This is a genomic window from Vagococcus silagei (assembly GCF_004795745.1).
Lineage (GTDB): Bacteria > Bacillota > Bacilli > Lactobacillales > Vagococcaceae > Vagococcus > Vagococcus silagei.
The window spans coordinates 36,151-49,520 of the sequence record NZ_SDGV01000016.1 but is presented as its reverse complement, the minus strand read 5'-3'; the positions used below and the strand labels follow the sequence as shown (position 1 = coordinate 49,520).

The following is a 13,370-nucleotide window of genomic DNA, read 5'->3' as shown; positions in this document are numbered from 1 at the left end:
AGGGGATTGGAACTGTGAAAGTAACGATAAAACAAATTGCTTCAGAATCTGGTGTATCCAGTAGTACCGTTTCAAGATATTTAAATCAAGGATACGTAAGTGATGCAGCGGCAAAAAAAATTGCAGCGGTCATTAAAAAATATAATTATATTCCGAACTCGTTTGCACGAAATTTAAAAGCTGAAGAGAGCAGCTATGTGGGTGTCATTATTCCAAGGATGGATTTACCTTCTGTCATGGAAAAACTAGATGGAATTGATTGTGAACTACGTAAACATGGTTTGCAAATTTTATTGATTAATACGGAATTAGACGATCAACGTGAAATAAATAGTCTATACAGTCTTGTCCAAAATAATGTGGCAGGCATTATTGTTTTATCATCTAATGTAACAAGTGAACATTGTTCAATTTCAAAAGAGCATTCGATTCCTATCATTTTTGTAGGGCAAAATAATAATCATGTTTATACCGTTGGCCATGATAATTATCTTGCAGGCAAACAATTAGCAGAAGCTTTACTGTCTTATGAACACAAAAGTATTACGTTTCTAGGTGTGGCTGAGCAAAACATACCTGTAGGAGTTCAGAGAAAAAGAGGCGTTGTGGAGACGTTTGAGGAATCTGGCGTCTCAGTACAAGAAGTTCAAACAAGTTTTACGCTCGACGATGCATACGAAACGGGTTTAAAAATATTGAAAAAACCAGAATCGTCGTTATATGTTGCAGCAACAGATCAAATTGCAGCGGGGTTATATAATGCAGCGCAAGAGCTGGATCTAGCGATTGGAAAAGAAATTTCGATTGCTGGCTTTGGTGGGTATAACACAAGTCGCTATCTTTTTCCGTTGCTAACAACGGTTGATTTTCATCATCGTGATGTCGGACGCACAGTTGCGAAACTTCTGTATGATCGTATTAATTTTAAAGAAATACCAAAAGACGTAAAAATTGAAACGTCAGTTAAAATCGGCAATAGTGTTGCGAATTTAGCGCATTAAGAAAGAATGAAGGCTTTTAGATGACATCAATCATCTGAAAGTCTTTTTCTGTTGACAAAATTTGTTAGATTTTATACTATACCCCTATAGGTATATAAAACTTATAGAGAGAGGGATATTCTGTGTTTAATTTTTTTAATTCAGTTCCTAGTATTTCAACACAAGAATTGGAAGCAAAGCTTGGTTCTAAGCCAATAATATTTGATGTCAGAACACAGTCAGAATACCAAGCAGGTCATATTTTTCAAGCAAAACATTTATCAAGTAATCAAATTAATCAGTTTAATAAAAAACAAATGGAACCAGTCTATGTGATTTGTCAATCGGGTATGCGTAGTAAACAAGCAGTGAAGAAACTACGTGTTCAAGGCGTGGATGCAATAAATATCCGTGGGGGTATGAATCAATGGACTGGATCAGTGAAAAGAGGTAAATAAGATGGGTAAAAAAATAGTAATCATTGGTGGTGTTGCGGGTGGTATGTCCGCTGCAACGAGATTAAGACGATTAGATGAACAAGCAGAAATTATTATCTTCGAGAAGGGGCCGTATGTGTCTTTTGCAAATTGTGGCTTACCATATTATGTGTCTGGAGAGATTGAAGAGCGAGATGCATTATTAGTTCAAACACCGCAGTCATTGAAAGCACGTTTTAATTTGGATGTTCGTCCTAATCATGAAGTGCTCAAAATTGATGTAGAAAATAAACAGGTACATGTTCAACATGAAGGGAATGTTACGCAAGAAAGTTATGATGCGTTAGTTTTATCTCCAGGAGCACGCCCTTTTGTGCCGCCAATTTCTGGTTTAGCTGAAGCTGAAAATGTCTTTACGTTGCGGAATGTGCCTGATTTAGATCAAATCATGACACAATTCGAAACGCAACAACCTAAAAAAGCAATTGTAATTGGTGCAGGATTTATAGGGTTGGAGATGGCAGAAAATCTACGTAAGAAAGATCTTGAAGTCACTCTAATTGAAATGGCTCCTCATGTTTTACCACCATTAGATGAAGAAATGGCAAAATTTGTTCAACAAGAGCTTGAAAAAAATGGAATTCGCGTGATTGTAGGGCAATCCGCTAATGGTTTTTCTGAAGCGGGACGCAAAGTTCATTTGGAGGATGGCCAAATTCTAGATAGCGATTTAACAATCTTGTCAGTTGGTGTGACCCCAGAAAATCAACTTGCTAAAGACGCGGGTCTAGAACTCGGACTTAGAGGTGGTATTTTAGTTGATGAAAACTATCAAACAAGTCAAAATGATATCTATGCTGTCGGAGATGCGATTGTCACGAAACAACAAATTACCAATGAAGATGCCTTGATTTCGCTAGCGTCTCCAGCGAATCGCCAAGGTCGTCAAGTTGCAGATGTGATTGCAGGTCAAAAACGAAAAAATCGTGGTAGTATCGGAACAGCAATTGTCCGTGTCTTTGATTTGAGTGCCGCATCTACCGGTTTAAGTGAGCGTGTTTTAAGACAGACAGGTCGTGACATAGAAGTCGTTCATATTTTTGGCAAGAGTCATGCAGGCTATTATCCTGGTGCTACACCTGTGATCTTAAAAGTAATATTTGATGCTAAAACAGGTCAGTTATACGGGGCGCAAGCAACAGGACAAAAAGGGATCGACAAACGGATTGACATTATAGCAACAGCAATCAAAGGAAATTTAACCATTGAGGATTTACCTGAATTAGAATTTACCTATGCTCCACCATTCGGATCAGCGAAAGACCCAGTAAATATGGCAGGCTATGCTGGTTTAAATCTTATTGAAGGAATGAGTCAAGGTATCCAATGGCACGAGTTACAAGAAAAAATTAACCAAGGTGCAATTGTTTTAGATGTTCGTACTGATAACGAACTTAAAGCAGGTCAATTTGAGCGTTATGTTCATATCCCGTTAAATGAATTGCGTGCGAGAATGGCTGAATTAGATTCAAAACAAGAGTATATTATCAGTTGTCATAGTGGACAAAGAAGTTATATAGCAGAAAGAATGTTACAACAAAACGGCTTTAATACGAAGAATTTGGATGGTGGCTTTGCATTGTATCGAACAGTTAGACCGGAGGCTATCTATCATGGGTCAAACAATTAGTCAAACTGACTTTGAAGCGTTAATGACAATTAAAAAAATCAATATTATTGATGTTCGTGAAGAACATGAATATCATTTAGGACATATACCAAATGTTTTAAATATACCCTTGAGCCGTTTAAGTACATCATTGGACCAGTTTAAGCAAGATGAAACATATTACCTTGTTTGTCAATCTGGTGGCAGATCACAAATGGCGTGTATGATGTTAGCACAACTTGGTATTAACGCAATAAACGTTCAAGGCGGTATGATGGAGTGGAGGGGTCCAATTGAATAAAGAAAAAGCAGGGTGTAGTAAACAAATTTTAAATCGACTTAAACGAGCAGAAGGGCAAATGCGTGGTATTCAGAAAATGATTGATGAAGGTCAAGATTGCTTTGATATCGTGACACAGCTTAGTGCGGTTCGTTCAAGTATTGATCGGACAATGGGGTTGGTGATTGCTGAAAATATAACTGATTGTTTTGAAAATCCAGTTGTTGATGAAGCGGAACAACAAGAAAGACTACAACATGCACTAGAGATGATTATAAAAAAATAAAATAGCGAAAGAACGTATCTATGACCAGAAAAACTAAGGCATAGATACGTTCTTTTCAATTAATTTATATTAAATTGCATTGGGTAAGTTAGGTAGTTTGCCGTATCTAACTTATCGCAAGTCACAAATCCAGCCGGTGCATTAATCACATTTGGAATGCGATTAACAGTTGTTGCACATGTATGAGCCACTGTATTTGGTTTTTCTAAACTGAATATCATATCTGGTTCGCCAGTAATATGCCAATCACACATATCGCCATCATCTTCTCGATAAATTTTTCCGATACATTCAACTTCAAGTTCAATACCTTGATGTGTGTGAATTGTTGTGACAGCAGACATTCCAATTGCGTCCCCAGCAGGTACTGTGCGACCTAATGTTTCCGAATAAACATCTTCATCTAAAGTAAAAGGCACGTTCTTTTGCGAAATAGAAGCAATCGTCCAATTCATTTTAGAGCAAATACCCTCAGCGGCATTCCACATATATGATGGTAAACTTTCTGCTTGGGCAATTTCTGTTTCAAATTTAGTTAATGGATAACCAGCACCATGTGCTTCAGCCAAAGCTAAGCCGTATTCTTCAACGTTGTAGCTGACAGCACCTTTGATTTTTTTAATGTTATTCATGCCAGCCATCATTAATGTGGGCATATTAATCCAAAAAAGATCTTGCATTCCACTACCAGTAATGGTGATATTGTGTTCTTTGGCAAGTTTATCTAATTTGTTTGTTTCCATTGGTGATGTGTTCCATGGATAGATTGCTTCTTCACATGTTGTGATAATATTCACGCCATGTTTAGCAACTGTTTCAAAAATATCATACATTTCAGGCATATAACTAAAGACAGTGACTATTGCAATATCAGCATCGCATTGGCCTAATACTTCTTCTGTATTATTTGAGATTTTAACACCAGTTTTCATGCCCAATTCAGCGAAGTCTCCTAGGTCTTGACCTAGTAAACTTGGATTTGGATCAATTGCACCAACAATTTCTACCCCGTGATCAACTAAATATTTGACTAAAACTTTAGACATTTTTCCGCAACCTAATTGTACTGCTTTAACTTTATTCATTGATAATGCCCCCTAGATATTATTTGTGTTTTTATTCACAAATGAAGTATAATGTCTATAGTAACTATAGAGTCAAGGAGAGTTTCTATGGAAAATTTAATTAAAATTGGCGTTTTTGCAAAATTAAATAAAACGTCAGTTCAAACTTTAAGATATTATGAATCAATCGGCTTGTTAACACCGGCATATGTGGATCCAGAAACTAATTATCGTTATTACAATATTATGCAGTCTTCAATGGTGGATACCATTCACTTTCTTAAAAATTTTGATTTTTCATTAGAAGATATCACGCGCTTGTTATCAAATCAAGACCGACCAGAAATTCTAGTGCAACTTGTTGAAGAGCAAAAAAGACAGTTAATTGAGGAAAAAGAAGAGCTTGAGAAAAAATTGCAACTGATTCATTCGTTTCAAGCTGCAAATGAAATCTATCATCATCATGTAAATGAGGAACACTTTGAACTGATTGATTTTCCGACACGTTATATCTTTCCTTTTCAAGTTGAAAATAATATTTATGAAATGAATGAACAGGAGTATGAGCAATCGTTACGAACGTTTAAACAATTGGTCGTTGAACAAAACTTACCATTGTCTCAATTTAATCGTGTAGGTTCATTACTGGAGCGGCGTAATTTTGAAAAAAATATCGTTGATTCGAGGCAAATGTTTATTTTTGTAGATGGTCCAAATACAAAACTTGCGAATGTAAAAAAAATTATGAAAGGTCGCTATGCGATTCTGTACTGTCGATCAATTGAAGAAGAAGTGGTTAAGATGGGACAATTAAATGCGGAATTAAAGAATCGTGGTTTACGAATTGCGGGTGATTATCTGTGTGAGGTGATTTATGAGTTACCTCAAATTAATCAAGCGTATCGTAATATGTTTATTAGAATGCAAGTTCCCGTTTATTAATAATGATTAAAAGTAGTGCTAAAATTTATTTTTTATCGCTACTTTGTTTTACATACTAGTCGAAGTGTGGTATTCTTTTTTTACAGTAGTGTGTATTACAAAGTAGTGGTGGAGGTGGCGCAATGAGTGAAACTCAATTGTTAAAAGGTGTTTTAGATGGTTGTGTTTTACAGGTCATTAGTGAAAGAGAAATATATGGTTACGAATTGGTACAGTATTTAAAAGAGAATGGATTTCCTAATATGGTAGGGGGCACAATCTACCCACTCTTACAAAAACTAGAACGTCAAGATTTAATTTATAGTCGCCTAAAACCGTCTCAAGAGGGGCCTGATCGGAAATATTTCTATGTCACGCCAGAAGGACAAGACTATTTAGTTCAATTCAAAGCACAATGGCAGACGTTGGTTGTTAATGTTAACCAGATTATGAAGGAGGAGAATAAAGATGAAAGATAAGGCAACTTACTATCGCAATTTAACTAATCAATTTGAGGATCAATTAAATGATGTGAATCGTCAATACTTTAGTGATTTACGTACTTATCTCATCACCGCGGGATTGTTTTATGATGAGAGAGCTGTGAACGAACAAGTATATATGATCCTAACAGATATTTTGGAAGCACAAAGCAATCAAGAAACGGCGCAACATTTTTACGGCAAAGATCCACAAAAATTGGGCAATGAATTAATCCGAGAGCTACCTAAAGAATCTATGAAAAAAAGAGTTAATTTAAGTTTATATTTAATGAGTATTATGTGGTTAATCAAGCTGTTAACCGATTTATCGGGTAAGGGAGCGTTACAATTAAATGTCCTAACGTATCTCGTAATGGGGTTGTTTTCAGTACTGGTTGTTCAACTAACATTTTTTCTGATGCATCGTTCGATCTATTTAAAAGAATCGCACCCGTTGAAGAAGAATAAAAAAATAGAGTTTCTTGCCATGTGGCTTGTGGCAACAGTTGTTATTTCTCTTTATGTTGTCATTGCTAAATTTACACCCGCATTGATGATGATTCCAATACCATATCCATTAGATATTGTTTTGATTTTAGTTTTAACATTTGGTATCAGTGGTTTTGTATTAATAAAAAAACAAAAAGAGTTTTATAGTATGTTGATTATGGTATTTGCTTTTGGTGCTTTAGGGTTGATACAAAGATTGCCACAAACGGCTAACTTGCTAAGTGGAAGAAGCGGTATGATTTGGATTGTTGGTATTTTAATTGTTGCTAATATTTTTTATGTGATATTCACGCGTTCGCAAATGAAAAAAGAGAGTTGACTTTGACGCGACGTAAACCCTTAAGCTGATAAGTGAGGAGGATGAAGTAATGGAAATGACAATTAAAGAAGTGGCGTTACTGGCGAATGTTAGTACACGAACACTAAGATATTATGATCAAATTGATTTGCTAAAACCGAGTAGAGTCAATGATGCAGGCTATCGATTTTACACCGAACTAGAATTAGATCAATTGCAACAAATTTTGACATATCGCAAGTTGGGTCTAGCTTTGGCAGATATTCAAACCATTTTAATGAGTCCAAAATATGATGTGTCAATTGTATTAAAAGAGCAAGAACGACAACTATTAAAACAAAGAGCTGAAATTGATAGGTCATTAACAATGCTTCGTCATACCTTGAAAAATTATCAGGGAGGAATCACGATGTCTCAAGAAGAAAAATTTAAGTATTTAAAAGAAACAGAAATTAATGCAAATGAAGAGAAATATGGTCCAGAAATTCGGCAAAAATATAGCGATGAAGTCATTGATCAGTCCAATAGAAAGTATCAAAATTTATCAGAAGCAGATTACCACGAGATGCAGGAAACAGAAAAGCAATTAGATCAATTGATGATCACATATTTAGATGAGGGCGATGATAGACTGCGTCAACAAATATATGAAACGCATAAAAAATGGCTTTGCTATACTTGGCCAAGTTATTCTAAGAACGCTCATTTTGGTCTAGCGCAAATGTATTTAGCTGATGATCGCTTTGCCAAATATTATAATAATAAACATCATAAATATGTTGAAGAGTTGGTTAATATCATTTCTGAATTTACTTGTTGAAGGAAACTTCCCGTAACGATAAATTCGTTTCAGGGAAGTTTTTAATATATTTTAACAAAAATTAAATTTATCGTAAAACAATAAAAATATATTGATAAACATCACGTGATGAAGTAAGATAAGTCTATTAAAAATAGAAAGTTGGATAAAAAATGAAAGTAATTAAAATGGCACTTATTATTATTTGTCTGGGAATATTTAGTTTGATTGGGGCATCATTTGCACCAAGTGAAGTATTAGCTTCAGGTATATTGTATGAACCGTATTTCTTTTTAATTCCAGTGGGTATGTTATTTATATTTGTAGGAATTCTCGGACTTGTTTTTGGGTTTATTGTTTATAAAATGAAACAAAAGAAAAGCTACAGTAGATAAAAATCAAGTGTTTTGTTATAAGAATTGTATCTAGAGAGAGATTCATTAAGAATCTCTTAATTTTTGTGTATTTTAATAAAAATATTGTTATTTATTCAGAATATTGGTACAATAAAAGTGAAGAAAGATATAGATTAGCAACGTGATTTATCTACTGCATGGTTTTTAAACAATTCGCGAAAGTTTCATCCCATTTATGCAGATAGTCTACTAGATAAGATGTTGCTATTTATATAGATACACGAATTAAAGGCTTGTTGATATGATAAGTTTGGATGCTAAAGTAACCTGAGTCGCAAAGAAAGCACGTATTGTTGCATTCCTGGGCATTAAGAATTTACATCGTTACAAGTATTAAAGTATTTTATTTATAAATGTAATACTAAAAAGTGTTTTAAAGGTAGGTGCTGCTAGTGAAACAATTCTTATGTTTTATCAAGCTTTGGGGCATCCAAATGCGAGATGGTTTGAAGACTGCTAGTAATTCAAACAGGGGAAGATTTAATTTTCAACCAGTATCAGCTTAGTAGTTGCTTAAATAATAGTAGGGTCATAGTAAAGCTAGTTGCGTTTTACTACGACCCTTCTTTTTTTTGTTGTATAATGAAAAGCGTGTCAAAATTATTAGTACTATGGGAGGATTAAGTAATGCACAAAAAATTACTACTAGCGTTAATTTCAGTTAGCGTGGGGACATTATTGGTTGGTTGTACAACACAACCTAAAGAAGAAAAAACGAAACAAAAAAGTGAGGAAAAACTGGAACTTAGTTTTGGTGCAATGCCAGCAGTTGACAGTTTACCTGTATATATAGCAGAAAAAGAAGGTTACTTTAAAGAGCAAGGATTAAATTTAGATTTACAGCGTTTTAAATCACCGAAAGATCGAGATGCAGCATTATCTAGTGGTCATTTAGATGGAGCTAATTCAGATTTAATCGCTGTGAGTACATATCGTGCTGGAAAATTACCGATTCAAATTACTAGTCAATCTAGTGGGAATTTTTCAATTTTAACAAATGATCCAGCCGTTAAAACGTTAAAAGATTTGAAAGGAAAAAAAGTAGGTTATGCCAAAAATCAAGCACCTTACTACTTTTTAGATCAAGCTGTTCAAACAGAAGGACTTTTTGTGGAAGATTTAGGGTTTGAAGAAGTACCACAAATTCCTGTTCGAATGGAGTTGTTACAGAATAAAAAAATCGCTGCCACCGTTGTTCCAGAACCGTTTCGTACGATTGGTATCGCGAATGGTATGATGGAATTAGCGGATAGTCAAAAATTAGATATACAAACAACAGTTTTTGCTTTCTCAGAAAAAAGCTTAAAAGAAAATAAAGCTGCAATTCAAGCTTTTTATCGTGCTTACAATCAAGGGGTTGATTATCTAGAAAAGCATGATATGACAGAATTTTATGATGTATTAGAAAAGAACATTGGCTTTTCAAAACAAGTTAAAGACAAGGTGAGTTTACCGAATTATGAACATGCCAAACAAGTGGATGAAAAACAATTAAAATCAGCTTTTGAATGGTCAGCTGCTCAAGGTATTTATACAGAAAAGTGGCAAGTTAGTGATGTACTAAATCCACTATTAGCGGAAAAATAAAGGAGTCAAAATGATGCTGGAAGTAAAAGAAGTGACATTATCATTTGAAACAAGGCCAATTTTATCATCGACTTCATTTTCAGTACAAGTGAATGAAGTGATTGCTATTATTGGTCCAAGTGGGACGGGAAAATCTTCACTTATTAAAGGCATGATGGGCTTAATACCGTTTAATCACGGCGAGGTTTTATTGAATGAGGCCCCGCTCTCTCCGAAAACGCAGACGATTGGATGGATTCCGCAAAATTACGGTTTGCTTCCATGGCAAACCGTTAAACAAAACATTTTCTCAGCAGTAAAACTAAAACAAAGTAAACTCTCATCTGAGATAATGCAACATTATCATCAGTTGGTTTTGGAATTGGGATTGGTCGAATTGGAAAACTTGTTTCCTGGACAACTTAGCGGTGGTCAGGCTCAAAGAGTCTCGATAGCTCGAGCGTTGTTATTAGATCCAAATCTCTTGTTTTTAGATGAACCATTTTCGGCTTTGGATGCCTTAACGCGCGAAAAAACACAAGATCTTTTTGTGACGCAATGGCAGCAACAGCCAGTACCGACAGTGGTTATTACGCATGATGTTGATGAGGCCTTGTTTTTAGGCCATCGTATTTTCCTGTTGGCAGGTAATCCCGCAACTGTTTCAAAGATTTGGGAAAATCCTTTTTGGCATCAACGCATCACACAATCTGAAAAATTGCTTGAACGCTTTCAGCTCAGTGATTTAATTCGAGAGGAGTTGCGTCATTCATGCGATTAGGGAATAAAAAATGGCTCTCGATTTTAGTTGCTTTCCTTGTTTTAAATCTTTTTTGGTGGATTGGGAGTACGATACTGCAACTCCCTATTTTGCCATCGCCATGGCAAGTTTATCAGCACCTTTTGCTGCAAGAAAATCACGAGATGAGTTTTCATATTTACAATAGTTTTGTCCGTCTCTTTTGGGGAATCTTTCTTGCAGTCATTATTGGTACGCCAATTGGGCTTTTGATGGGGCGTTTTCCTAAAGTTAATGATTACTTAGATCCCGTTGTGTATTTAACCTATCCAATTCCTAAGATTGCGTTGTTGCCAATTATTATGTTGCTGTTTGGTTTAGGTGATATGTCTAAAATTATTCTAATTACTTTAATCGTTGTTTTTCAGGTGATTTTATCTGTTCGTGATGGCGTAAAAACTATTCCTGAGCGTTATTATGAAAATTATCAGGTGTTAGGTGCTTCAGAGTGGCAAATGTTCCAAGATATTACGTTACCTAATGCACTTGCTTCTGTCTTAAATGCCATTCGAATCGCACTTGGAACTGCAATTGCAATTCTATTTTTTACAGAAGTTTACGGCACACAATATGGCTTAGGCTATTTTATTATGGATGCTTGGAGTAGGTTGGACTATTTAGATATGTATAGTGGTATTATTGTTTTAAGTTTATGCTCGTTTATGCTTTTTATACTGATTGACAAGTTAGAGTCTAATTTGTTAAAGTGGCGTAAATACAGTTAAGTGAACAAGAAAAGGAGTGGGGAAATGTTAAGTGCCTATTTACAACCTATATTGATGGCTGTCTTTGCTTTTACGATGCTCGCATTTTTAGGAACAGTTCCGTGGACATTATATCAGTATCGAAAACATGGTTATTTCAATTTTTGGCGTAGTTTTATGGTCTTTTCATTTATTTTTTATGGTTTATCTGCCTTCTTCCTTGTCAGCTTACCTTTTCCAGAGAATCGGCATAATTTACCTTTACCAAGTGGTTCTGGTGTACAATTAAATCCTTTGAATTTTATTTTTGAATTTTCAAAAGTACCAGGTTTTAGTTGGGGTAGTCCAGGTAGTTATTTGAAATTAATAAAATCATTTACATTTTTAGAAGTTGTTTTTAATACATTACTTTTATTGCCCTTAGGAGTGTATCTACGATACTATTTAAAAAAAATCTCAAAAGTTTATTGGGCATTTATTGCTGGACTGGGAGTCTCGCTTCTTTTTGAAGTGTCACAATTAACAGCTTTGTTTGGTTATTTCGATCATCAATATCGTATTTTTGATGTCGTCGATCTAATGACCAATACAATTGGTGCTGTGTTAGGTTACTTGATTGCTCCGCTATTCTTATTTTTTGTCCCAAGTCGAGATGCAATCAAAACGAAGGATGAACATTTCGGACCTGAAAAGCTAGCGTCTTATGGAGCGCAATTATTTGAAATATGGATTGTGTTAACGATTGTTGCGATACTATCTCATATTCCGTTTCCGTTTATGAGTAGTCACACGCCAGTAAACAAGCTGATTTGGGGCTTTATGCTTACAGTTGTTTATCCACTATTACTTAATGGAAGAACGTTTGGCGGCTTTGTTTTACGTCTGAAAATCGATGTTGGTGAACAACCGTTCCAGTTTATTAAGAATCTATTATTCCGCTTTTTCTTAATTTTTGCACCAAGTGTTTATTATGACTTTGCGGCGTATGTGAATACCGTCCAAAATCAAAGTAAAGAATTTGTAATGATGCAAGTCTTCTTTGTTTTTGGGTCCGTCTGTCTATTTATGTTTATCACATTTGATATTCTTAGAAAATGGCTTAAAAAATATCCAAGACCTTATTTTAATCAAATGGCAAACATTGATTTCTTACATTATCGAAAAGAGAAGAAAAAATAATCAGATTGAAAAATCTCAACCTTTTTCGCAAAATTTGCAGGGTTGAGATTTTTTGATTTTGAAATAAAAACGGTCATTTAATAGTAAAGTTTTTACATGGAAAATTTGGACGTAATGCTTTATTACAGGGGGGTAGTCGGTTTTGATAGGAAAATAAAAAAGCGGAACAAGAATGTTCAAGCATATAATTTCACTAACAATTAGTAAGCATGTATACTCATGTTTGTGAGAAATAATAAATTTAAAAGGTAAGGTGTTTATATGTCAGAATTTTTATCAGTACTAAAAAACCGTCGTTCAATCTATGCGCTAAGTCGTGAAGTTAATATATCTGAAGAACAAATTGAAAACTTAATTAAAGAAGTGGTTAAGCATTCTCCAACTGCCTTTAATTCACAAACACAAAGAATTGTGATTCTTTTTGATAATGCGAATGAAAAGTTATGGGAGTTAACGGAAGAAGCATTAAAACCTTTAACACCTGCAGAAGCTTTTCCTAATACACAAGCTAAACTAAACAGTTTTGCGAACGCCAAAGGAACCGTTCTTTTCTTTGAAGACACAGACGTTGTCCGTTCATTACAAGAACAATTTGCGTTATACGCTGAAAACTTCCCAATCTGGTCAGAACAAGCAAGTGGTTTAACACAATCAAATGTTTGGATGGCATTAGCGGAAGCTGGTTTGGGTGCAAACTTACAACATTATAATCCTGTTATCGATGAAAAAGTTCAAAAAGAATGGGACATTCCAGCTCATTGGCAATTACGTGCACAATTAGTTTTTGGTGCGGTTGAAGCACCAGCGAATGAAAAAGAATTCATTGACGCCGAAGATCGTTTTAAAGTTTATCGTTAAATGTCAAAGTCAGTATAAATCAAGCATGATTTATGCTGACTTTTTTTTAGATAGTGAAATAATTTAAATAGAAAGTGAAAGTATGAACGAAAACACCTAAAACGTGTCTTCTTCATACTTTT

General features: G+C 34.9%; 16 protein-coding genes. 15 read left to right on the top strand and 1 reads right to left on the bottom strand.

Annotation, left to right across the window (positions count from 1 at the left end):
• The first annotated feature begins 14 nt into the window (after positions 1-14).
• The 5 genes from ESZ54_RS07025 to ESZ54_RS07005 all read left to right on the top strand — a co-directional run bounded on the left by ESZ54_RS07025 (position 15) and on the right by ESZ54_RS07005 (position 3,652).
• The gene (locus ESZ54_RS07025; protein WP_136136958.1) at positions 15-1,001 is read left to right on the top strand and encodes a LacI family DNA-binding transcriptional regulator; all 987 of its coding nucleotides are present in this window, start codon (positions 15-17) and stop codon (positions 999-1,001) included.
• 122 nt (positions 1,002-1,123) lie between these two features.
• Positions 1,124-1,438 carry a rhodanese-like domain-containing protein gene (locus tag ESZ54_RS07020; RefSeq protein WP_136136957.1) on the top strand — a complete coding sequence of 105 codons (315 nt, stop codon included), beginning with the start codon at positions 1,124-1,126 and terminating at the stop codon, positions 1,436-1,438.
• A 1-nt stretch (position 1,439) separates the two neighbouring features.
• Positions 1,440-3,107, top strand: a complete 1,668-nt coding sequence (locus ESZ54_RS07015; RefSeq protein ID WP_136136956.1) for an FAD-dependent oxidoreductase — start codon at positions 1,440-1,442, stop codon at positions 3,105-3,107.
• Complete coding sequence (locus ESZ54_RS07010; protein WP_136136955.1) at positions 3,091-3,387, top strand: rhodanese-like domain-containing protein; 297 nt, start codon at positions 3,091-3,093, stop codon at positions 3,385-3,387. The genes ESZ54_RS07015 and ESZ54_RS07010 overlap by 17 nt, the downstream gene beginning before the upstream one ends.
• Positions 3,380-3,652: a metal-sensitive transcriptional regulator gene (locus ESZ54_RS07005; RefSeq protein ID WP_136136954.1), complete on the top strand. Its 273-nt coding sequence runs from the start codon at positions 3,380-3,382 to the stop codon at positions 3,650-3,652. Before ESZ54_RS07010 ends, ESZ54_RS07005 begins: the two co-directional genes overlap by 8 nt.
• Before the next feature lie 59 nt (positions 3,653-3,711).
• Here ESZ54_RS07005 and ESZ54_RS07000 read toward each other — a convergent pair whose 3' ends face one another.
• On the bottom strand, positions 3,712-4,737 hold the full coding sequence (locus ESZ54_RS07000) for an NAD(P)H-dependent amine dehydrogenase family protein (protein ID WP_136136953.1): 1,026 nt from the start codon (positions 4,735-4,737) through the stop codon (positions 3,712-3,714).
• Positions 4,738-4,824: 87 nt separating this feature from the next.
• Here ESZ54_RS07000 and ESZ54_RS06995 point away from each other — a divergent pair, with 87 nt between their 5' ends.
• The 10 genes from ESZ54_RS06995 (at position 4,825) to ESZ54_RS06950 (ending at position 13,248) form a co-directional block, all read left to right on the top strand.
• Positions 4,825-5,658 carry a MerR family transcriptional regulator gene (locus ESZ54_RS06995; protein WP_162615126.1) on the top strand — a complete coding sequence of 278 codons (834 nt, stop codon included), beginning with the start codon at positions 4,825-4,827 and terminating at the stop codon, positions 5,656-5,658.
• 122 nt (positions 5,659-5,780) lie between these two features.
• Entirely contained in the window at positions 5,781-6,116 is a 336-nt protein-coding gene (locus ESZ54_RS06990; RefSeq protein ID WP_136136951.1) for a PadR family transcriptional regulator, read from the top strand.
• Complete coding sequence (locus tag ESZ54_RS06985) at positions 6,106-6,948, top strand: DUF1129 family protein (RefSeq protein WP_136136950.1); 843 nt, start codon at positions 6,106-6,108, stop codon at positions 6,946-6,948. Before ESZ54_RS06990 ends, ESZ54_RS06985 begins: the two co-directional genes overlap by 11 nt.
• 49 nt (positions 6,949-6,997) lie before the next feature.
• Complete coding sequence (locus tag ESZ54_RS06980; RefSeq protein WP_136136949.1) at positions 6,998-7,747, top strand: MerR family transcriptional regulator; 750 nt, start codon at positions 6,998-7,000, stop codon at positions 7,745-7,747.
• A 152-nt stretch (positions 7,748-7,899) separates the two neighbouring features.
• Positions 7,900-8,121 (top strand): DUF3955 domain-containing protein, encoded by a 222-nt coding sequence (locus ESZ54_RS06975; protein ID WP_136136948.1) that lies wholly within the window; start codon positions 7,900-7,902, stop codon positions 8,119-8,121.
• 648 nt (positions 8,122-8,769) lie between these two features.
• Positions 8,770-9,729, top strand: coding sequence for an ABC transporter substrate-binding protein (locus ESZ54_RS06970; RefSeq protein WP_136136947.1), 960 nt, complete (start codon positions 8,770-8,772; stop codon positions 9,727-9,729).
• A gap of 13 nt (positions 9,730-9,742) precedes the next feature.
• Positions 9,743-10,489 carry an ABC transporter ATP-binding protein gene (locus ESZ54_RS06965; protein WP_162615125.1) on the top strand — a complete coding sequence of 249 codons (747 nt, stop codon included), beginning with the start codon at positions 9,743-9,745 and terminating at the stop codon, positions 10,487-10,489.
• Positions 10,480-11,232: an ABC transporter permease gene (locus ESZ54_RS06960; RefSeq protein WP_136136945.1), complete on the top strand. Its 753-nt coding sequence runs from the start codon at positions 10,480-10,482 to the stop codon at positions 11,230-11,232. Before ESZ54_RS06965 ends, ESZ54_RS06960 begins: the two co-directional genes overlap by 10 nt.
• A gap of 24 nt (positions 11,233-11,256) precedes the next feature.
• The gene (locus tag ESZ54_RS06955) at positions 11,257-12,390 is read left to right on the top strand and encodes a VanZ family protein (protein WP_136136944.1); all 1,134 of its coding nucleotides are present in this window, start codon (positions 11,257-11,259) and stop codon (positions 12,388-12,390) included.
• A 261-nt stretch (positions 12,391-12,651) separates the two neighbouring features.
• Positions 12,652-13,248, top strand: a complete 597-nt coding sequence (locus ESZ54_RS06950) for a nitroreductase family protein (protein WP_136136943.1) — start codon at positions 12,652-12,654, stop codon at positions 13,246-13,248.
• Positions 13,249-13,370 lie beyond the last annotated feature (122 nt).

Bases quoted from the DNA above. Each gene is read 5' to 3' on its own strand.
- ESZ54_RS07015 (WP_136136956.1), top strand. From the start codon at position 1,440: ATGGGTAAAAAAATAGTAATCATTGGTGGTGTTGCGGGTGGTATGTCC.
- ESZ54_RS07010 (WP_136136955.1), top strand. From the start codon at position 3,091: ATGGGTCAAACAATTAGTCAAACTGACTTTGAAGCGTTAATGACAATT.
- ESZ54_RS07000 (WP_136136953.1), bottom strand. From the start codon at position 4,737: ATGAATAAAGTTAAAGCAGTACAATTAGGTTGCGGAAAAATGTCTAAA.
- ESZ54_RS06995 (WP_162615126.1), top strand. From the start codon at position 4,825: ATGGAAAATTTAATTAAAATTGGCGTTTTTGCAAAATTAAATAAAACG.
- ESZ54_RS06990 (WP_136136951.1), top strand. From the start codon at position 5,781: ATGAGTGAAACTCAATTGTTAAAAGGTGTTTTAGATGGTTGTGTTTTA.
- ESZ54_RS06985 (WP_136136950.1), top strand. From the start codon at position 6,106: ATGAAAGATAAGGCAACTTACTATCGCAATTTAACTAATCAATTTGAG.
- ESZ54_RS06980 (WP_136136949.1), top strand. From the start codon at position 6,998: ATGGAAATGACAATTAAAGAAGTGGCGTTACTGGCGAATGTTAGTACA.
- ESZ54_RS06975 (WP_136136948.1), top strand. From the start codon at position 7,900: ATGAAAGTAATTAAAATGGCACTTATTATTATTTGTCTGGGAATATTT.
- ESZ54_RS06970 (WP_136136947.1), top strand. From the start codon at position 8,770: ATGCACAAAAAATTACTACTAGCGTTAATTTCAGTTAGCGTGGGGACA.
- ESZ54_RS06965 (WP_162615125.1), top strand. From the start codon at position 9,743: ATGCTGGAAGTAAAAGAAGTGACATTATCATTTGAAACAAGGCCAATT.
- ESZ54_RS06960 (WP_136136945.1), top strand. From the start codon at position 10,480: ATGCGATTAGGGAATAAAAAATGGCTCTCGATTTTAGTTGCTTTCCTT.
- ESZ54_RS06955 (WP_136136944.1), top strand. From the start codon at position 11,257: ATGTTAAGTGCCTATTTACAACCTATATTGATGGCTGTCTTTGCTTTT.
- ESZ54_RS06950 (WP_136136943.1), top strand. From the start codon at position 12,652: ATGTCAGAATTTTTATCAGTACTAAAAAACCGTCGTTCAATCTATGCG.